Source organism: Streptomyces prunicolor NBRC 13075 (assembly GCF_000367365.1).
Taxonomy (GTDB): Bacteria; Actinomycetota; Actinomycetes; order Streptomycetales; family Streptomycetaceae; genus Streptomyces; species Streptomyces prunicolor.
In genome coordinates this window covers 1-17,469 of the sequence record NZ_BARF01000093.1, presented here as the reverse complement: position 1 = coordinate 17,469, position 17,469 = coordinate 1, and the positions used below count along the sequence as shown (strand labels likewise).

Genomic DNA, 17,469 nt, shown 5'->3' with positions numbered 1-17,469 from the left:
ATGAAGAGCCGCGTGGGAGGACGTACGTACATGAGCACCCCCCGTCTCACCAGACGAACCCTGCTCGGAAGCACGCTGGCCTTGGCGGTCCCCCTGCCGAAACAGGGACCAGGAGATCCTGCGGGCCAAGTCCCGTCCCTCTGGCGGGAGTTCACCCGCACCCCCTTCACCCACCCGCAGATCCCGTACATCGGCAGGGCGGGCTGTCGCACCCGGCGCGGGGGAGGCCACCCGCTTGTCCTCGACGTCCGTCGCTACGGCGCCGTAGCGGACGGTACGACCGACTCCGCCCCCGCGATCAACCGTGCCATCGCCGCTGCCGGTCGGGCCGGCGGTGGCACGGTGCTCATCCCGCCCGGCACCTTCCGCATCGACGACGTGATCCGCGTCGGCCACTCGAACGTGGTGGTCAGGGGAGCCGGCAGCGACCGTACGAAGCTCTACGCGACCAAGAACCTCACCGAACTGATCGGCGTCTACGGCTCCCGCTACGGCGGCGACAAGTCGTCCTGGTCCTGGGCCGGCGGCCTCATCTGGCTTGCCCCGACGGCCCGTTGGGACTCACTGGTCGCCGCGATCCGCGCGAAGGCCTGGCCCTTCGAGGGCTGGACCGGCAACAAGCGTGACGAATGGCGGCAGTTGACGGCGATCGAGCCGGCGCGACAGGGCGCGTGGACGGTGACGGTGGCGGACGCCTCTCAACTCAAGCCGGGCGAACTGGTGTTGCTCCGCCTCGCCGACGACACCGCCCACACCCTCCTCCAGCACATGGCGGGCGGCGGCCCCGGCCCCGAGGCGTACTACTGGGACGACAAGACCAAGCTCCTGTCGTACGTCCCCTACGAATGGCCCGTCCGCATCGCCCACGTCCACGGCCGCAAGGTGACTCTCGAACGCCCGCTGCCCCTCGACCTCCGCCCCGAGTGGAACCCCCAATTCGCCACTCACGTACAGGAGTTGACGGGCTCGGGAGTGGAAGGCCTGACCCTGGAGGCGGTGGAGACCCCGCAACAACCGCACCTCCTGGACAAGGGCTACAACGGCGTCGTCCTCCAATGCGCCTACGACTGCTGGCTCGACGACGTGACGGTTCGTCATGTGGACAACGGCTTCGGCCTGGTGGCGGCGTCGGCGTGCACGCTGCGCGGTACGACGGTGGCGGGCCGCGGCTCCCACCACCCGTACTTCTGCCGAGAGGGCTCGCACGACAACCTCATCGAGGACTTCACGATCGAGGAGCGCACGGTCCCGGCCCCCGCCAACACCCAGCTCCACGGCATCAACGTCGAGGGCCTGTCGTCGTACAACGTCTGGTCGCGCGGCGACATGCGCATGGGCACCTTCGACAGCCACCGCGGCCTCCCGTTCGCCAACGTCCGCACCGACATCACGGTTAACAACGACGGCCGTCACGGCGGTGACGCGAACGCCGGTCCGCTCTTCGGCGCCCGCTTCACCCACTGGAACATCCGCGTCACCAACGGCCGCGCGGGCCTGATGAAGATCGACCAACTCGCCCCGTACAGCGCCACGGTGGGCCTCAACACGGTCACCGAGTTCGACCAGATCGACGTCCCCGACTTCACCGGCGACCTGCACGCGCGGCTGGAGCTCTACGGCACGACGGGGGTCGTACGGCCGCGGAATCTGTACGAGGCGCAGCGGGAGCTGTGACTCACGCGTGAGCTCATGTGCGCCGCAGGACGTCGTAGCCGATGAAGTCGAACATGCGGGTGTCGGTGGGGAGTTGGCGGGGTTCGCCGGTGAAGCGGTGGGCGCCGACGGACTGGGGGATCGAGGGGTCCGACACCCACAGGCGCTCGAAGCCGCGCTCCTCCAGCCAGGCGCAGACCTGGGGGACGAGGTCGGGGGCGAGGTCGCGGCTGCGGGTCCAGACGACGGTGCCGCCCGTCCGGCACAGCGCGGTGCAGTGGTCGAGGACGCGCTCGACATCGGCGTCGGAGATGTTGCCGAGGAGGCCGCACACCAGGACGAGGTCGGCGGGGGCGAGTTCGGCGTACTGGTCCGTCAACGCGGCGTCTCCGGCGACGACTTCGACGCCGGGGAGGCCTGCGGCCCGGGCCGCCCGTGTCGCGACGTCCACGTTCCGCTCGTCCAACTCGACCAGCCGGGCGCGGACTTCGGGACCTCGGGGATGCTCGGCCAGCACGCCGATCAGGTCACGGCCCTGTCCGGCGCAGAGGCTGATCGCGGTGAGCGGGCCCGGCGGGGCGGTGTCGAGGGCGAGGCGGATGCGCTCCTGGATGAGGGCCAGGCGATGGCTGAGGTAGGAGTCGGGGGAGTCGTAGGCGTCGTGCCATTCGTGCCAGTCCATGCGCGGAATCTAGCTACGGCGTCGATCGCTGTCGCGTGAATAACGCCCCGGCGTGACCCCCACCAACTTCCGGAAATGCCGGGTGAGATGGGACTGGTCGTAGAACCCGGTCAGCGCCGCGACCTCGCCCGGCGGGCGGCCGTCGAGGAGCAGCCGGCGGGCGCGGTCGACGCGGCGGGACATCAGGTACTGGTGCGGAGCGATGCCGTACGCACCGCTGAACGCCCGTACCAGATGGGCGGGATGGGCGTGCACGAGCCGCGCGGCCTCGTCGAGGGCGATGCCTTCGGTGACGCGTGCGTCGAGGAGTTCGCGGAGGGTGCGGGCGAGGGTGGGGTCCTCGGTGGGGGCCGGGGAGAACGGCCGTAGGTGGGCGTGCAGCCGTTCGGCGATGAGGGTGAGGCGGCTCGCGGCCTCCAGTTCGTCGCCGGGGTGGTCGAGCGCGGTATGCAACTGGCCCACGCGCAGCCGGAGTTCGGGATCGCGGAGGTCGGGCCGGTCGACGGCGGAACCGATGAGGGTGTCCGCCAGGTGCGTGCCGTCGAGATAGAGGACGCGCTTGCGGAAGCCGTGCGGGGTGGCGGGGGAGCCGTTGTGCGGGACGTGCGGCGGGAGCAGCGTGACCGTGTCGTGCGGGGTGCCGTGCTCGTGCCGGTCGAGGTCGTAACGTACGGCGCCGTCGTCCACGATCAGCAGCGTCCACGCGTCGTGCACGTGCATCGGGTACGCGTACTCGGTGAAGTGGGCGTGGAAGACCTCGACGACACCGGGGATGCGGGGCCGCCACGCGGAGACTTCCTGTTCGGGGCGGCCTGGGTCGGGGTGGCCCGGGCCCTGTTGCGGGGCCATGCAAAGAACGTACAAGACGGGGGCGTGGGGCGGTCGGCAGTCTCGACGTATGAGCACCGACACGACCGCCGACACGGCCCCCGACACCTTCACCGAACCGATCCGCTTCGACACCAAGATCGCCGTACTGCTGCGGGCGGACCTGGAGCCCTGGCAGCGGCTGAACGTCACGTCTTTCCTGGTCAGCGGCCTGGGATCACAGGTTCCCGAGGTGATCGGGGAGCCGTACGAGGACGCCGACGGGGTGCGGTATCTGCCGATGTTCCGGCAGCCCGTGATGGTCTTCGAGGCCACGAAGGAGGTCCTGGTGGCGGCCCACGGGCGAGCGCTCAGCCGCGCGCTGCCCCGGTCCGTCTTCACGTCGGACCTCTTCACCACCGGCAACGACCGGGACAACCGGGCGGCGGTACGGGCCGTCGCCACGGCTGAGCTGGATGTGGTGGGGCTGGCGGTGTACGGGCCGCGGAACGGGGTGGACAAGGTGGTGAAGGGGGCGCGGATGCATCCGTGACGCCGTCCGTGACGTCATTCATGACCGAATCTGCACAGGGCGTGCGCAATCGCGGGGCGGGCGGGGCCCGTTGGGGCCGAGTTGTCCGGTTCCAACCGGTCGCCACGCGGCCTGTCAGCCCGCTGTGTGCCGCCGTGTGTAGAGAACCCGGACCCAACTCGTGTGCACACTCACACGGTTCGGTCGCCGTCGCGTTCAACTGCCCCGCCGCGAACGGGTTCGGACTGGATGCCCCGCACATCGCGTGGTTTGATCCTGCGCATCGCGGCCCGCAGCCTGTCCCCCAGCGGGACCGCATCCCCATGTGGACCACCACGCGAAGGGCAGTTTCCCCATGAACTCCGCTCCCCAGGTTCAGACCCTCGAGATCTCCGACGCCGAGCTCGACACCGTCTCCGGCGGCGTGAGCCCGCAGGTCAGCGTCAGCGTCGGTTCGACGACCCTCAGCAGTGCGGACCTCCTCGCCGAGGTCGACTCGGTCAAGGCGACTGTCCTGGGCGCCGTCGGCGGCACCCTCGGCGCGCTCCCCCACAACGTCGGCGTGAACGTCGGCTACTGACCGACGCCCGTCGGCGGTCATCGCCGGTCACGACGACGAGCCCCCTACCGGCAGAAAACGTGCGGGTAGGGGGCTCGTCGTCGTCGGGAATGCCATCGTCGGGAAGGTGACGGCGTGGCCGTGTCGTCGCAGGGCCGTCAGGCCGCGCTGACCTCCGGTGCCGCCACGGCGGCAGAGGGCTCGGTGGCTGCCGTCGCGTTCGCCGAAAGCCCCCGCATCAACACCCCGTACCCCACCGCCGCCCCCGTCCCCACCACCGCGCACAACCCCCACAGCCACTCCGCCCCGAACCGGTCGATGACGAAACCGGACATGAGCGGGGCGACGAGCGCGGCGACCGCCCAGGACAGGGTGTACATGCCCTGGTAGCGCCCGCGTCCCTGGACGGGGGACAGCCGCACGACGAGACCCGTCTGGGTCGGGGCGTTGATCATCTCGCCCAGGGTCCACACGCACACCGTGAGGGCGAAGACGCCGACCGAGCCGGCGAACGCGGTGAGACCGAAGCCGTAGCCCGCGAGGATCGAGGAGACGACCAACAGGCGCTTGGCGTCGCGGTGTTCGATGAGGCGGGTGACCGGGATCTGGAGGGCGACGATGAGGAAGCCGTTGACGGCGATCGCGGTGCCGTAGTCGGCGGGCGTGAAACCGGCCTCGCCCATCGCCACCGGCAGTCCGACCGAGCCCTGCTGGAAGACGACGGCGACGAGGAAGGACAGTCCTACGACGCTCATGAACCGCCCGTCGCGCAGTACGGTCCCCAGGCCGACCGCGGCGGCGGGTTCCTTGCCGTCGGCGGTCGCCTGGGCCGTGGGCCGGGACTCGGGCAGCCGTAGGAACACGACGACCGCGCAGACCGCCGTCATCCCGGCCTCCAGCAGGAACCCGGCGCGGTAGCTGACCTCGGCGATGAACCCGGCGGCCATGGAGGAGATGGCGAAGCCGAGGTTGATGGCCCAGTAGTTCAAGGAGAACGCGCGGACTCGGTCCTCAGGGCGCACGATGTCGGCCATCATCGCCTGCACCGCCGGGCGGGACGCGTTGCTCGCCGCCCCGACGAGGCACGCTACGGCGGCGATGGCGACGGGATGGTGCATGAAGCCGAGCAGCGCCACGGACGCGGCGGTCGACGACTGCGCGATGAGGAGGGTGGGACGGCGGCCGATCCGGTCGGTCAGCACGCCCGAGCCGATGGAGGAGACGACCCCGCCGAGGCCGTAGAGGGAGGCGACGAGGCCTGCGTAGGTCGCGGAGTAGCCGCGGTCGAGGGTCAGGTACAGGGCCATGAAGGTCGAGACGAACGCCCCGAGCCGGTTGACGAGGGTGCTGGTCCACAGCCACCAGAACTCGCGGGGCAGACCGGAGACGGTTTCCCGGGCGGCACGTCTCAGGGCGGCGAGTGACATGGATGGATCCCCCAGGGTCGGACAGGTGGCCTGTAAGCGGCTACGGCCGCGAGCACAACTTACGAACGGGACGGCCCGGGGGACCACTCAATTAACAGAAGCCGTCAACTGTGGGGCTGGGAGGCAGGCGCCAGGCGGGGGCCCGAATGCGTGGATTACGCTCTGAGGCATGGCCGACGCACCGTACAAGCTGATCCTCCTCCGCCACGGCGAGAGCGAGTGGAACGCGAAGAACCTGTTCACCGGCTGGGTGGACGTCAACCTGAACGAGAAGGGCGAGAAGGAGGCAGTCCGCGGTGGCGAGCTCCTGAAGGACGCCGATCTCCTCCCCGACGTGCTCCACACGTCCCTCCAGAAGCGCGCGATCCGCACGGCACAGCTCGCGCTGGAGTCCGCGGACCGCCACTGGATCCCGGTCCACCGCAGCTGGCGCCTGAACGAGCGCCACTACGGGGCCCTCCAGGGCAAGGACAAGGCGCAGACCCTCGCGGAGTTCGGCGAGGAGCAGTTCATGCTGTGGCGCCGTTCCTACGACACCCCGCCGCCGCCCCTCGAGGACGGCACGGAGTTCTCGCAGTCCGCCGACCCGCGCTACGTGACGATCCCGCCGGAGCTGCGCCCCCGCACGGAGTGCCTGAAGGACGTCGTCGTCCGCATGCTCCCGTACTGGTACGACGGCATCGTCCCCGACCTCCTCGCCGGCCGCACGGTCCTGGTCGCCGCCCACGGCAACAGCCTCCGCGCCCTGGTCAAGCACCTCGACGGCATCTCGGACGCGGACATCGCGGGCCTGAACATCCCGACGGGCATCCCGCTGGCGTACGAACTGGACGCGGACTTCAAGCCGGTCAAGGCCGGTGGGACCTACCTTGACCCCGACGCGGCTGCGGCTGCGATCGAGGCGGTCAAGAACCAGGGCAAGAAGAAGTAGATTCCCTGGTCACGTCCCCGAGCTGCGCACACGGCGCGGATCGGGGGCGTTTTCATTGCGCGGTGGCAGTACGCCTCCGGGCGATCGGCCGCATTACCGAACCGGCGAGCGACCCAATTGCCCGACAGGGCAGCCGAGTTGAAATCCATCGGCGCGAGCGCGCACAACTGCGGCAACAGGGTTTCCTGGATCACAGAGTGATCTCCGCCTGAATTGAATGCCCTCTGATGGAACGTCAAAAAATGAGGCGCCTCAAGTTCGTCTCAAAACTGTTGATCGATTATCCATGGGTGGGCTACGTTCCTGGTCGACCAAGATCACCATGCGCAATGCCTGACCAGGGGGATTCATGCTCCGGGCCTCAATAGCCGCGCTCGCGACCATCGCATCGGCAGGTGTGATTACCGCGCCGGCCGCCCAAGCCGCTGACGCGGTGACTGCCCGCCCGCAGGTCTGCCCCGAAGTGGGTGAGGTCTCCACCAGCTTCGGGGCCAAGAAGGCCTACTTCATCGGCGCGCCCGTCCCTGTCTTCCGCTCCGGCCCGTACGGCCCCAAGGGCGGCACGATGAGCGTCTCATTCCAAGCGGGTGCCACCGTCGGCGCGTCCGTGACCGGTACGGCGAAAAGCGAGATCAACGGGCTGATCGCCAAAGCCGAGGCAAGCCTGTCCGTCACGCTCCACGGCTCCATCACGGCTTCGACGACGTTGACCGGAACTTACTCGGTCAGCCCGCACAAGATCGGGAATGCCAAGCCGGGATCGGACGGATACAAAATACCCTGGAAGAAGACCGAGATCGTCGCCCCGTGCAATGTCAAAACCATTGCCTCGGGTACTCTGACCGCGCCTTCCTACTCCATCCGTATCAAGTACTGGGAGACCAGTTCATGAAGCGTGCGCCTGCCGCTTGGGCGGCTCTGGCCGCCGGTGTGGCATTGGCGGGATGCGGCGGTCACCCGACGGATCGAGCCACCGCCGACGCTCACCCTTCCGCGACGGTCAGCCCGTCCCGTACGGCGTCGGCTCTGCATGTGACCGCCTCCGGGACAGGGCTGCGCCTTGTCGCCGGGACGCCCGTCCACTTCGGTGCCGACAGCACACCGGGGGTGGCCGGGGAGCTCGTTCTGACCTGCCGGGGTCAGGGACTGGTGCATGTCCAGCCCACCGGGGGAAAGGCCACGGACGTACAGTGCGGCGGCACTTCCGAGGTGCAGACCGATTCCGGCGGCACCATGTTCACCGCCTCCACTACGAGCAAGTCGGCAATGACACTTGACTGGACTCTCAAGAGGATGGCGCGTTAATCGCACGACGGAGCAGCCGAGTTGGACTCCATCGGCGCGAGCGCGCACAACTGCGGCAACAGGGTCTCCTGGATCTCGATCGGCTTCGCGATCCCGAGCTGCCAAGAGGCCCTGGCTTCAGTCGCCCCACCCGGACCTGGACGCCGGGCGCCTGCTCTACGTCGGCATCGCCCCGCGGCACATGGCGAACCGGACCAGCACGCAGAACCTGCGCAAGCGGGTGCGCTATCACTACCGAGGCAACGCGGCCGGCTCGACCCTGCGGCTCACCCTCGGGAGCCTGCTCGGACTTGAGCTGCGCCGCGTGGGCAGCGGCAAGCGGATGACCTTCGGCAAGGCCGGCGAAGCCACCCCGAGCTAGTGTGACCCCCGCCCACTGACCCTTGATCGCGTACCCCAACTACCGTTCCTGACAGGGTGATAGCGACTCCTTGGCAAGGAGTCCGCCCCCTGTCACGATCACCTCGTGGACGATCTTTCGAAAGTCGTGCGGTGGCTGGACATGCTGTCCGACCTGGTGGGCCCGCCGGTCAGCGTGCTGCTGCTCGTGGAGGGGATCCAGATGTACCGCGACGGGGGCTCCATCGGCTGGCCCGTCGGGGGAGCGGTGCTGCTCCTGGGCACCCTCTACACGGCCGGGCGACGGTTCGTCCGGTATCGGGGCCGGAAAGCGACGGCGCCGTCCTCGTCGTAGCGGACGGCCCGGGTTCGCAGGGGACGCGAACCCGGGCCGTCCGTCCGGGAGTTCAGGGGGTGCGGCGGTACCTCAGTGCCGCCGGCCCGCCCGCGCCAGCGCCGGTACGAACCGCAGCGCGTCCACCGTGCCCACGCCCGTCGCCATGTCGTAGCCGTTGACCGCGGTGTAACCGGTCACGCCCGCGTACGTGTTGTTCGTGCCGTCGTTCACGTCGACGATGCCGTTGCCCTTGGCGCCGTGCTTCGCGAGCGCGTACAGCGCCGAGTTGATGTTGCCGACCCGGTGTCCCGCCGCCTGGTCCGCCAGGGCGATGATGCCCGAGAAGAGCGGGCTGGCCTCGCTCGTGCCGCCGTAGACGTCCCAGCCGATCGCGGTCGGGTCGTAGCTGGAGTAGACCCAGGCGCCGCCGTTGACCGCCGCGGCCATCGAGACGTCGGGGGTGGCGCGCTGGGTGCCGACGATGCTCTTCACGCCGTTCTGGAAGGACGGGCGGGCGAACACGTGGGACTGGCCGCCGCCGCCCGCGCCGTAGTCGTTGTAGACGCTGTCCGGGGTGACGCGGTCGCCCTTGTCGTTCAGGTGCAGCTGCGTGCCGCCGATCGACGTGACCAGCGGGTCCGAGGAAGGCCAGGAGTTGACGGGCTTGTCGTAGAAGGCCGAGCCGTCCGCGTTGTAGTCGGTCGCGCCGCCGTCGCCGGAGGAGGCGAGGACGGTCACGTGCTTGCGGTTGGCGGCCTCGAAGGCGTAGCGCAGCTTCTTGATGCTGGAGAAGTTCCCCTGGTCGAAGCCGGGGAAGGTGTTCTCGGTCGCGCCGAAGCTCTGCGTGATGACGTCACCGACACCGTGGTCGATCAGGTACTTCTCGGCGTCCATCATCTCCGGCAGCCCGGTCACGCCCTCGGTCTCGGCGACGGCCGTCTCCACCAGCACGATCTTCGCGTCGGGCGCGACCGCGTGCGCCATCTCGACGTCCAGGGTGGTCTCGCCGGCCCAGCCGGTCATGTCGGCGTTCGTCGGGTCGAAGACCGGGACCTTGCCCCACTTCACGACATTCACCTTGGCGCTGTGGATGCCGAACTGCTTGCTGTACGTGTCGAGATCGTGCTGGATCGTCGGCGAGCCGAACGAGTCGACGATGACGATCGTCCGTCCCTTGCCCGTAATGCCCTTCTTGTAAAGGGAGTTGAGGTTGTACGCGGTGCGGTACTGGAGCGGGTTGTAGCAGGCGATCTGCCACTTGGCCTCGCACTGCGCGCTGGAGAGCGGGGTCGGCACGTCCCGCGCGAGGGTGTGCCCGGTGATGGCCGGGATCACCTTCGTCTGCGGTACGGCGGCGGGCGCGGCGCTGCTGATGCCGGCCAGCGGCGCGGTCGCGAGCGCGGCGGCGGCGAGGGCGGCGGTGGCGGCCGTAGAAGCCGCGATGGCGCGTCTGTTGTGGGCTATGCGCATGAATGCCCCCTGGGTGGTTACGAGTTGCACGCAATGGTCTGCGTGCATCTCACCCAGTGAGACATGCACAGGACAAGACAGTTGAACTGCCGATGTCGAACCCTTTGCCCAAACAGCACTCAATGCACGAACGGAGCTGACGATCGGCCCTCTTGACTCAGGCGGCGGACCCGGCGAGGCGCTGGAACGCCTCCGTGGTGCGGGGGTGCGCGATCTCGTCCAGCACGTGCCGCCACTCGGGGTCGCCCGTGGCGGGGTGCGCCAGGTCCCACGCGGCCAGCAGCGGCGCGAGGGAGTTCTCGCCGGGGACCGTGGCGGAGTCGGAGTTCGTGAACTGCGTTGATTCCATGGGACGGTCCTTCCGGACGAGGGCCCCGGGGGGACCGGCTTCCTTCTACGATGCCTTCGCGCGCCTCGAGGAACCATGGAGCGCCCCACCCGGTCGGGGGTGGGGCTGGCCGGTCGTCAGATCGAGTACGGCACCGCGTGCACCTCGTCCGCCCGGTGCCCCGCGCGCTCGTGCACGCGCTGGACCGCCTCGGGCGACGGCGCCTCCGACAGGCAGTAGACGGTCCCGCTCTCCGGATCCGCCCAGGCCCGCTCGAAGTGGACACCCTCGTCCTTCTCCACGGCGAGATCCGCCTTGTGGGCCGCCATCAACTGGTCGGCCGTGATGCCCTTCATCCCGTGGTGTACGTCCATGTACTGAGCCATGACCGCGCACCTCCTTCCCTTCGACCCCTCCGGGTTTCCCTTCCATGCTGCGCCCGTACGGCTCCGGCGGCACGACGAAGGGGCCCCGGTGCCGTGAAGCACCGGGGCCCCTTCGACGGAATCAAAGGCTCTGTACGTCGGTCGCGGTCAGCCGCACTGGCAGGGATTGCCCGACTGGCACCCGCACCCGCAGCCCGAGCCGCAGCCGCAGGCGCCGAAGAGCGGGAGGCTCTTGATCTCGGCGGGCTGCTGCGTCTCGCGCTCCTGCGTCGGGTCCGGCGTCGTGGCGGGGGATTCGGCCATGGGTCCTCCTAGAGGCTGGTGCCTGTGCCCATTGGATGCCCGTTTCGCCGGGCGCATCAACGGCGCATTGAGGCTTCCCCGCAAGCCCCCGGCCCGCAAGCCCCCGGCCCGGAAGCCCCGCCCGGACCCGTGCCCGGTGGCCTACGCCCCCTCGGCCCCCGTAACCGGCTGGATGTCCGGCTGCAGCTCGTCCGCGTGCTCGCCCGTCACCAGGAACACCACGCGCTTCGCGACCGACACCGCGTGGTCGGCGAAGCGCTCGTAGTAGCGGCCGAGCAGGGTCACGTCGACCGCCGTCTCGATGCCGTGCTTCCACTTGTCGTCCAGCAGGTGCTGGAAGAGCGTGCGGTGGAGGAGGTCCATCGCGTCGTCGTCCTGCTCCAGCTGGAGGGCGAGGTCGACGTCCTTCGTGATGATGACCTCGGCCGCCTTCGCCATCAGGCGCTGGGCGAGCTGGCCCATCTCCAGGATGGTCGCGTGCAGGTCGTGCGGCACCGCGCGGTCGGGGAAGCGCAGCCGGGCCAGCTTCGCCACGTGCTGGGCGAGGTCGCCGGAACGCTCCAGGTCGGCGGACATGCGCAGGGACGTGACGACGATGCGCAGGTCCGTCGCCACCGGCTGCTGCCGGGCCAGCAGGGCTATGGCCCGGGCTTCGAGGTCGTGCTGGAGGTCGTCGACCTTCTTGTCGGCCTCGATGACGCTCTCGGCCAGCTTCAGGTCGGAGTCCAGGATGGCCGTCGTGGCGCGTCCGATCGCCGACCCGGTCAGCCGGGCCATCTCCACCAGACCGTCACCGATCGAGTCAAGTTCCTCGTGGTACGCGTCCCGCATCAGGTTTCCCTCTCCTACGTTTGCTTCGGGGGCCAGGGGCCCCGGGCCCGTCGGTGTGACTAAAAACCGGCCCTTCCACCCCACGCTCCCACGTTCCCCCTCCTACGCGACGGTTTCCGCCAACCCAAATGAACCAATACTGGCTCCAAGGTGAACTCTGGGCGACGAGTGTTCGAGGTCGCACTCCGATGGCTGTGGCCAGGAGGTATCCCATGCCTAACCTGGGGGCATGGACGTGAACGCGGCGGTCGCCGCAGCGGCAGCGATCGCCGGGGTGCTCACCGGCGTCATCGCCATGCTGGCGTTCCGCTGGAGCGAACGCGACCAGAAACGACCGACGAGGACGTCCCTGCACACGGACCCGGTGCTTCCGCCGGGTGTGGACACCGTCCTGTCGGTGCTCCGTTCCTCGGCCGTCGTCCTCGACGAAGCGGACGCCGTGGTCAAGGCGAGCTCGGCGGCGTACGCCCTCGGACTCGTCCGCGGCGGGAAACTCTCCGTCGACCCCATGCTCAAGATGGCCCGGGACACCCGGCGCGACGGCGAGATACGCCAGGTCGAGCTGGATCTGCCCCGGCGCGGCACCGGCCGCGGCGAGGCCCTCGCGGTCTCCGCCCGGGTGGCGCCGCTCGGCTCCCGGCTCGTCCTGCTCCTCGTGGAGGACCTCACCGAGGCCCGCCGTATCGAGGCCGTACGACGTGACTTCGTGGCGAATGTGAGCCACGAACTGAAGACCCCCGTCGGCGCGCTGTCCCTCCTCTCGGAGGCGGTCATGGACGCCTCCGACGATCCTGAGGCGGTGGAGCGTTTCGCCGGCCGGATGCAGATCGAGGCCACGCGCCTGACCAATCTCGTGCAGGAGCTCATCGACCTGTCACGGGTCCAGAACGACGACCCGCTCGAAGACGCCGAACCCGTCGGCGTCGACGAACTCGTCGCCGAGGCCATCGACCGCTGCCGGCACCAGGCCGGCACCAAGCAGATCACCATGGCCGCCGGCGGCACCGCCGACCTGCACGTCTACGGCAACCGCGGCCAGCTGGCCGCCGCCCTGGGCAACCTGGTCGAGAACGCCGTCAACTACTCGCCCGCCCGCACCCGCGTCGGCATAGCAGCCAGCCGGGTCGCCGCGCCGGGCGGCGACCACATCGAGGTCGCCGTCACCGACCAGGGCATCGGCATCTCCGAGAAGGACAAGGAGCGCGTGTTCGAGCGCTTCTACCGTGTCGACCCGGCCCGTTCGCGGGCCACCGGCGGTACGGGTCTCGGGCTGGCGATCGTCAAGCACGTGGCCGCCTCGCACGGCGGGGAGGTCACGGTGTGGAGCTCCGAGGGACAGGGTTCCACGTTCACCCTGCGACTGCCGGAGGCGGGTGCGGCCCGCGACCGCGCCCACCAGCACCCCGACCTCGACGACGAGGTCGAGGAGTCCCCTGAACCATCCCCGTACGAACCGCTTCCCGCCCCGGAGGTCCTTCCGTGACCCGAGTGCTCGTCGTCGAGGACGAGGAGTCCTTCTCCGACGCCCTGTCGTACATGCTCCGCAAGGAGGGCTTCGAGGTCGCCATCGCGACCACCGGGCCCGACGGACTCGACGAGTTCGAGCGCAACGGCGCCGACCTCGTCCTGCTCGACCTGATGCTGCCGGGGCTCCCCGGCACGGAGGTCTGCCGCCAGCTGCGCGGCCGCTCCAACGTCCCCGTCATCATGGTGACGGCCAAGGACAGCGAGATCGACAAGGTCGTAGGCCTGGAAATAGGAGCCGATGACTACGTCACCAAGCCCTTCTCGTCCCGCGAGCTCGTCGCCCGTATCCGGGCCGTCCTGCGCCGCCGCGGCGAGCCCGAGGAGGTCACCCCGGCCGCCCTCGAGGCAGGTCCGGTCCGCATGGACGTGGATCGCCACGTGGTCACGGTCTCCGGCTCCAAGGTCGACCTGCCCCTCAAGGAGTTCGACCTGCTGGAGATGCTCCTGCGCAACGCGGGCCGCGTACTGACCCGCATGCAGCTCATCGACAGAGTCTGGGGCGCCGACTACGTGGGCGACACCAAGACCCTGGACGTCCACGTCAAGCGCCTCCGAGCCAAGATCGAGCCGGACCCGGGCGCGCCCAGGTACCTGGTGACGGTGCGCGGCCTGGGCTACAAGTTCGAGCCGTAAACCGCGAACACTCCATCACCGGCTCTACGACGACGGGCGGGACCTCTCCGTGAGGTCCCGCCCGTCGTCGTAGCCGTACGACTGTCGCTCAGCCGGTGGTGGTGCCCGTCTCCGTGGCCGTCGCGCTCGCGGAGGCCGCGTCGGTCGGGGTGGCCGACGTGCTCTTGCCCGGCTTCGGGGAGGCGGAGCCGGTCGCGGTGGAGCCCGCGGCCGGCGTCGAGGGGATCGAGGTCGGGCCCCACTTGGTGAAGTAGCTGTCGGCCGGGACGACGAAGGCGCTCAGGCTCACGCCGCCGGTCCTGCTGAGGGTGAAGGTGACCTTCTGGGCGTTGCCGTCCGTGATGCCGGCGGGGTCGGTCAGCGCCGCGGAGGCGTTGCCCTTGCCGCCCAGGACGAGCGAGCCGCCGGCCGGGATCTCCAGCTTGCCCTTGCCCTTGGCGGGGGTCAGCTTGGCGGTGCCCACACCGTCGACGGTGATGGAGTCCAGGGTCTGGGCGTGGCGGATGTCGGAGTTGAACAGGGTCGCGGAGATCACCGCCGGGCCCGCGGCCTCGGAGCCGGACTCGGTGAGGGGCTGGGTGATGACGAGTGCGTTCTGCACCTTGATGGTGCCGACGGAGACGGCCGCGTTGTCCGGCTTGACCTCCAGCGTCTGGGCGTCGTTGCCGGCACCGCACGCGGCGAGGGAGGCGATCGAGAACGCGATGGTGGCGGCGGCGAGGGCGCCGCGTCGAAGGCTGCTGCTCACGGCGGCGGCTACTCCTTGAACGTGGGCGGAGCAGGGCGACTCCCGAATAAAGCCGCCCTAAGTGTCTGTCAGCGGCCTTAGGTTACCGAGCCGTTCCCGCGCCACCGCACCCGACCCTCCCTCAACCGGGTACCCGTGTGCCTCAAGTGACTCGCGGGTCACTTGTGCCCGACACTCGTCCGGCATTCACATAAGCAGCTCAGACGTCCGTCGGCGGATTTTCGGTGAAGAATGCACGGCGCCTCGGATAATTGATCACCGGCATCTCGACGGCCTTCGTTGATCAATTCCGGATTCGTCTCGCACCGGGCTCCGCCCACCGAACGGAGTAGCGGAAGTCGAGCACTTGGAACCAGACATTTAGGGACGTTCGTCCGCTTGGAGGCGCCTCCGGATGTGTGTAACGTACGCGTTTCACCTCGCCCGGAGAGCTGCTCCGACCTGCGAATACCCTCTTCCGCCGGGCCTCCGCAGCACGTTCCTGTTGCTGTTGTCAAGCCCCGAGATGCGCTCTGACCTGCGAAAACGCCATTCAGAACCCGCAGTTTCCGTGTTACCCTGGATAGCCACGGAAGGGGTACCTGTCACATGACGTTCAAGGTTGGCGACACCGTGGTCTATCCCCATCACGGGGCCGCGCTGATCGAGGCTATCGAAACTCGCCAGATCAAAGGCGTGGACAAGACCTATTTGGTGCTGAAGGTCGCTCAGGGTGACCTGACGGTGCGTGTGCCAGCGGACAATGCGGAGTTCGTCGGCGTACGTGATGTGGTCGGTCAGGACGGGCTGGACCGGGTCTTCGAGGTGCTGCGCGCTCCGTATGCCGAGGAGCCCACGAACTGGTCGCGTCGTTACAAGGCAAATCTCGAGAAGCTCGCCTCCGGCGATGTCATCAAGGTCGCGGAAGTCGTCCGTGACCTGTGGCGTCGTGAGCGCGAGCGCGGACTGTCCGCAGGTGAGAAGCGCATGCTCGCCAAGGCTCGCCAGATCCTGGTGAGTGAGCTCGCGCTCGCGGAGAACACGAACGAGGACAAGGCCGAGGCCCTGCTCGACGAGGTTCTCGCGTCCTGACGCAGGCGACTGGTACGCCCTGCTCAGCACACTGAAATGCCGTGGTGCCCGATGACAGCTCCCTTGTCGCCGGGCGCTTCGGCATGTTCGGGGGAATTTTCCGAGACTCCGACCTCGACTCCGGACTCCGTCGAAGACTCAGAGACCCGAACCTCCGAGACCTGAGATTCCGACTCCGTCGAACGTCGGAGAAGCATCCCCCGATAATGGTGTGCCGGGCCCGGGCAGCTGGCTCGACCGGTGTCACGGAAGGGTCCGGTCAAGGCGTCGCGCCCGGCACTCCTGAGGCCATACCCACGTAGGTCGAGCACACAAACCTGACAGGAACCGATGTCTGACGATTCGCGCTCTTCGCAGGCGCAGTCCTCCGTCGCCGCCGTGATCCCGGCCGCCGGACGGGGCGTACGCCTCGGCCCGGGCGCCCCCAAAGCGCTCCGCGCGCTGAACGGCACCCCCATGCTGATCCACGCGATCCGCGCCCTGGCCGCGTCCCGCGCGGTCTCGCTGGTCGTCGTAGTGGCCCCGCCCGATGGCGCGGCCGAGGTGAAGACCCTCCTGGACGCCCACGCGCTCCCCGACCGCACCGACTTCCTGGTCGTCCCCGGCGGCGACTCCCGCCAGGAGTCCGTGAAGCTCGGCCTGGACGCGCTGCCCCCCGGCCACGACATCGTCCTGGTCCACGACGCGGCCCGCCCGCTCGTCCCGGTGGACACGGTCGACGCGGTCATCGAGGCCGTACGGGACGGAGCCCCCGCCGTCGTACCGGCCCTGCCCCTCGCCGACACCGTCAAGGAAGTCGAGCCGGTCGCGCACCCCGGCGACCCGGAACCGGTGGTCGCCACTCCGGAACGCGCCCGCCTCCGCGCCGTACAGACACCGCAGGGCTTCGACCGCGCGACCCTGGTCCGCGCCCACGAGACGGTCACCGACAACGTCACCGACGACGCGAGCATGGTCGAGCAGTTGGGCCTCACGGTCGTGGTCGTCCCCGGCCACGAGGAGGCCTTCAAGGTGACCCGCCCCCTGGACCTGGTCCTCGCGGAGGCGGTCCTGGCCCGCAGGAGGCTGAACGATGGCTTCTGAGACGCCCTCGATGCCGTACCCCCTGCCCCAGGTAGGCATCGGCACCGACATCCACGCCTTCGAGGAAGGCCGCGACCTGTGGTGCGCCGGCCTGAAGTGGGAGGGCGAGGGCCCGGGCCTGGCCGGCCACTCCGACGCGGACGTCGTCGCCCACGCGGCCTGCAACGCCCTGTTCTCCGCCGCCGGGCTCGGTGACCTGGGCCAGCACTTCGGTATCGGCCGCCCTGAGTGGTCGGGCGCGTCCGGGGTGACGTTGTTGAGGGAGGCGGCGAGGATCGTCCGCGAGGCGGGCTTCACCATCGGCAATGTCGCCGTACAGGTGGTAGGCCCGAGACCGAAGATCGGCAAGCGGCGAGACGAAGCCCAGAAGGTCCTGTCGGAGGCGGCGGGGGCTCCGGTGTCCGTGTCCGGGGCGACAACGGACGGTTTGGGGTTCCCGGGCAGGGGAGAGGGCTTGATGGCTGTGGCGACTGCGCTGGTGGTCAAACACGGGTAAGTGGTCCTACTCAAGGGGCGC

Annotated in this window: 21 protein-coding genes; 12 read left to right on the top strand and 9 right to left on the bottom strand. The window is 69.2% G+C overall.

The features are described from left to right. Positions 1-30: 30 nt before the first annotated feature. Positions 31-1,674, top strand: coding sequence for a glycosyl hydrolase family 28-related protein (locus SPR02S_RS39410; protein ID WP_019062532.1), 1,644 nt, complete (start codon positions 31-33; stop codon positions 1,672-1,674). Between the two features lie 13 nt (positions 1,675-1,687). Here the strand turns inward: SPR02S_RS39410 and SPR02S_RS39405 are convergent, their stop codons facing one another. Then, positions 1,688-2,335, bottom strand: coding sequence for a methyltransferase domain-containing protein (locus SPR02S_RS39405; RefSeq protein WP_019062531.1), 648 nt, complete (start codon positions 2,333-2,335; stop codon positions 1,688-1,690). 9 nt (positions 2,336-2,344) lie between these two features. Then, positions 2,345-3,184 (bottom strand): helix-turn-helix transcriptional regulator, encoded by an 840-nt coding sequence (locus SPR02S_RS39400; RefSeq protein WP_019062530.1) that lies wholly within the window; start codon positions 3,182-3,184, stop codon positions 2,345-2,347. A gap of 49 nt (positions 3,185-3,233) precedes the next feature. Between SPR02S_RS39400 and SPR02S_RS39395 the strand changes: the two genes are divergently transcribed. Continuing rightward, a complete protein-coding gene (locus SPR02S_RS39395; protein ID WP_019062529.1) occupies positions 3,234-3,695 on the top strand; it encodes a DUF2000 domain-containing protein in 462 nt (153 codons plus the stop codon). 334 nt (positions 3,696-4,029) lie between these two features. Further along, positions 4,030-4,254 carry a hypothetical protein gene (locus SPR02S_RS39390; protein ID WP_043258806.1) on the top strand — a complete coding sequence of 75 codons (225 nt, stop codon included), beginning with the start codon at positions 4,030-4,032 and terminating at the stop codon, positions 4,252-4,254. A gap of 137 nt (positions 4,255-4,391) precedes the next feature. On the opposite strand, the gene SPR02S_RS39385 is transcribed toward SPR02S_RS39390, so the two are convergent. Further along, entirely contained in the window at positions 4,392-5,660 is a 1,269-nt protein-coding gene (locus SPR02S_RS39385) for an MDR family MFS transporter (protein ID WP_019062527.1), read from the bottom strand. Positions 5,661-5,829: 169 nt separating this feature from the next. Here SPR02S_RS39385 and SPR02S_RS39380 point away from each other — a divergent pair, with 169 nt between their 5' ends. The 4 genes from SPR02S_RS39380 to SPR02S_RS39360 all read left to right on the top strand — a co-directional run bounded on the left by SPR02S_RS39380 (position 5,830) and on the right by SPR02S_RS39360 (position 8,590). Further along, entirely contained in the window at positions 5,830-6,591 is a 762-nt protein-coding gene (locus tag SPR02S_RS39380; RefSeq protein WP_019062526.1) for a phosphoglyceromutase, read from the top strand. A gap of 349 nt (positions 6,592-6,940) precedes the next feature. Further along, positions 6,941-7,483, top strand: a complete 543-nt coding sequence (locus tag SPR02S_RS39375) for a hypothetical protein (protein WP_158697959.1) — start codon at positions 6,941-6,943, stop codon at positions 7,481-7,483. A 381-nt stretch (positions 7,484-7,864) separates the two neighbouring features. Further along, positions 7,865-8,257, top strand: a complete 393-nt coding sequence (locus SPR02S_RS66295) for a GIY-YIG nuclease family protein (RefSeq protein WP_373283393.1) — start codon at positions 7,865-7,867, stop codon at positions 8,255-8,257. A 105-nt stretch (positions 8,258-8,362) separates the two neighbouring features. After that, positions 8,363-8,590, top strand: a complete 228-nt coding sequence (locus SPR02S_RS39360; protein WP_019062522.1) for a hypothetical protein — start codon at positions 8,363-8,365, stop codon at positions 8,588-8,590. A gap of 72 nt (positions 8,591-8,662) precedes the next feature. Here the strand turns inward: SPR02S_RS39360 and SPR02S_RS39355 are convergent, their stop codons facing one another. From SPR02S_RS39355 to phoU, 5 genes are all read right to left on the bottom strand, one after another. Then, positions 8,663-10,042, bottom strand: coding sequence for a S53 family peptidase (locus SPR02S_RS39355; RefSeq protein WP_019062521.1), 1,380 nt, complete (start codon positions 10,040-10,042; stop codon positions 8,663-8,665). Between the two features lie 157 nt (positions 10,043-10,199). Further along, positions 10,200-10,391, bottom strand: coding sequence for a hypothetical protein (locus SPR02S_RS39350; RefSeq protein ID WP_019062520.1), 192 nt, complete (start codon positions 10,389-10,391; stop codon positions 10,200-10,202). A 116-nt stretch (positions 10,392-10,507) separates the two neighbouring features. After that, complete coding sequence (locus tag SPR02S_RS39345; RefSeq protein ID WP_019062519.1) at positions 10,508-10,756, bottom strand: SCO4226 family nickel-binding protein; 249 nt, start codon at positions 10,754-10,756, stop codon at positions 10,508-10,510. A gap of 147 nt (positions 10,757-10,903) precedes the next feature. Continuing rightward, the gene (locus SPR02S_RS64140) at positions 10,904-11,059 is read right to left on the bottom strand and encodes a hypothetical protein (RefSeq protein WP_019062518.1); all 156 of its coding nucleotides are present in this window, start codon (positions 11,057-11,059) and stop codon (positions 10,904-10,906) included. A 141-nt stretch (positions 11,060-11,200) separates the two neighbouring features. Further along, positions 11,201-11,890, bottom strand: coding sequence for a phosphate signaling complex protein PhoU (phoU, locus tag SPR02S_RS39335; protein ID WP_019062517.1), 690 nt, complete (start codon positions 11,888-11,890; stop codon positions 11,201-11,203). Between the two features lie 229 nt (positions 11,891-12,119). Between phoU and phoR the strand changes: the two genes are divergently transcribed. Together phoR and phoP are read left to right on the top strand one after the other, a co-directional pair. Further along, entirely contained in the window at positions 12,120-13,373 is a 1,254-nt protein-coding gene (gene phoR, locus SPR02S_RS39330; RefSeq protein ID WP_019062516.1) for a two-component system sensor histidine kinase PhoR, read from the top strand. 5 nt (positions 13,374-13,378) lie between these two features. Beyond that, a complete protein-coding gene (gene phoP / locus SPR02S_RS39325; protein ID WP_010985401.1) occupies positions 13,379-14,050 on the top strand; it encodes a two-component system response regulator PhoP in 672 nt (223 codons plus the stop codon). 88 nt (positions 14,051-14,138) lie between these two features. On the opposite strand, the gene SPR02S_RS39320 is transcribed toward phoP, so the two are convergent. Next, positions 14,139-14,798: a hypothetical protein gene (locus tag SPR02S_RS39320; protein ID WP_019062515.1), complete on the bottom strand. Its 660-nt coding sequence runs from the start codon at positions 14,796-14,798 to the stop codon at positions 14,139-14,141. A 588-nt stretch (positions 14,799-15,386) separates the two neighbouring features. On the opposite strand from SPR02S_RS39320, the gene SPR02S_RS39315 reads away from it, so the two are divergent. The 3 genes from SPR02S_RS39315 to ispF all read left to right on the top strand — a co-directional run bounded on the left by SPR02S_RS39315 (position 15,387) and on the right by ispF (position 17,448). Continuing rightward, on the top strand, positions 15,387-15,869 hold the full coding sequence (locus SPR02S_RS39315) for a CarD family transcriptional regulator (protein ID WP_003953493.1): 483 nt from the start codon (positions 15,387-15,389) through the stop codon (positions 15,867-15,869). Positions 15,870-16,199: 330 nt separating this feature from the next. Continuing rightward, positions 16,200-16,952: a 2-C-methyl-D-erythritol 4-phosphate cytidylyltransferase gene (gene ispD / locus SPR02S_RS39310; protein ID WP_019062514.1), complete on the top strand. Its 753-nt coding sequence runs from the start codon at positions 16,200-16,202 to the stop codon at positions 16,950-16,952. Continuing rightward, a complete protein-coding gene (gene ispF, locus SPR02S_RS39305; RefSeq protein WP_026151262.1) occupies positions 16,942-17,448 on the top strand; it encodes a 2-C-methyl-D-erythritol 2,4-cyclodiphosphate synthase in 507 nt (168 codons plus the stop codon). Before ispD ends, ispF begins: the two co-directional genes overlap by 11 nt. Positions 17,449-17,469: the final 21 nt, after the last annotated feature.

What these genes read in the sequence shown, in the direction of transcription:
- SPR02S_RS39410 (WP_019062532.1), top strand. Translation starts at nt 31, where the DNA reads ATGAGCACCCCCCGTCTCACCAGACGAACCCTGCTCGGAAGCACGCTG.
- SPR02S_RS39405 (WP_019062531.1), bottom strand. Translation starts at nt 2,335, where the DNA reads ATGGACTGGCACGAATGGCACGACGCCTACGACTCCCCCGACTCCTAC.
- SPR02S_RS39400 (WP_019062530.1), bottom strand. Translation starts at nt 3,184, where the DNA reads ATGGCCCCGCAACAGGGCCCGGGCCACCCCGACCCAGGCCGCCCCGAA.
- SPR02S_RS39395 (WP_019062529.1), top strand. Translation starts at nt 3,234, where the DNA reads ATGAGCACCGACACGACCGCCGACACGGCCCCCGACACCTTCACCGAA.
- SPR02S_RS39390 (WP_043258806.1), top strand. Translation starts at nt 4,030, where the DNA reads ATGAACTCCGCTCCCCAGGTTCAGACCCTCGAGATCTCCGACGCCGAG.
- SPR02S_RS39385 (WP_019062527.1), bottom strand. Translation starts at nt 5,660, where the DNA reads ATGTCACTCGCCGCCCTGAGACGTGCCGCCCGGGAAACCGTCTCCGGT.
- SPR02S_RS39380 (WP_019062526.1), top strand. Translation starts at nt 5,830, where the DNA reads ATGGCCGACGCACCGTACAAGCTGATCCTCCTCCGCCACGGCGAGAGC.
- SPR02S_RS39375 (WP_158697959.1), top strand. Translation starts at nt 6,941, where the DNA reads ATGCTCCGGGCCTCAATAGCCGCGCTCGCGACCATCGCATCGGCAGGT.
- SPR02S_RS39355 (WP_019062521.1), bottom strand. Translation starts at nt 10,042, where the DNA reads ATGCGCATAGCCCACAACAGACGCGCCATCGCGGCTTCTACGGCCGCC.
- SPR02S_RS39350 (WP_019062520.1), bottom strand. Translation starts at nt 10,391, where the DNA reads ATGGAATCAACGCAGTTCACGAACTCCGACTCCGCCACGGTCCCCGGC.
- SPR02S_RS39345 (WP_019062519.1), bottom strand. Translation starts at nt 10,756, where the DNA reads ATGGCTCAGTACATGGACGTACACCACGGGATGAAGGGCATCACGGCC.
- SPR02S_RS64140 (WP_019062518.1), bottom strand. Translation starts at nt 11,059, where the DNA reads ATGGCCGAATCCCCCGCCACGACGCCGGACCCGACGCAGGAGCGCGAG.
- phoU (WP_019062517.1), bottom strand. Translation starts at nt 11,890, where the DNA reads ATGCGGGACGCGTACCACGAGGAACTTGACTCGATCGGTGACGGTCTG.
- phoR (WP_019062516.1), top strand. Translation starts at nt 12,120, where the DNA reads ATGGACGTGAACGCGGCGGTCGCCGCAGCGGCAGCGATCGCCGGGGTG.
- SPR02S_RS39315 (WP_003953493.1), top strand. Translation starts at nt 15,387, where the DNA reads ATGACGTTCAAGGTTGGCGACACCGTGGTCTATCCCCATCACGGGGCC.
- ispD (WP_019062514.1), top strand. Translation starts at nt 16,200, where the DNA reads ATGTCTGACGATTCGCGCTCTTCGCAGGCGCAGTCCTCCGTCGCCGCC.
- ispF (WP_026151262.1), top strand. Translation starts at nt 16,942, where the DNA reads ATGGCTTCTGAGACGCCCTCGATGCCGTACCCCCTGCCCCAGGTAGGC.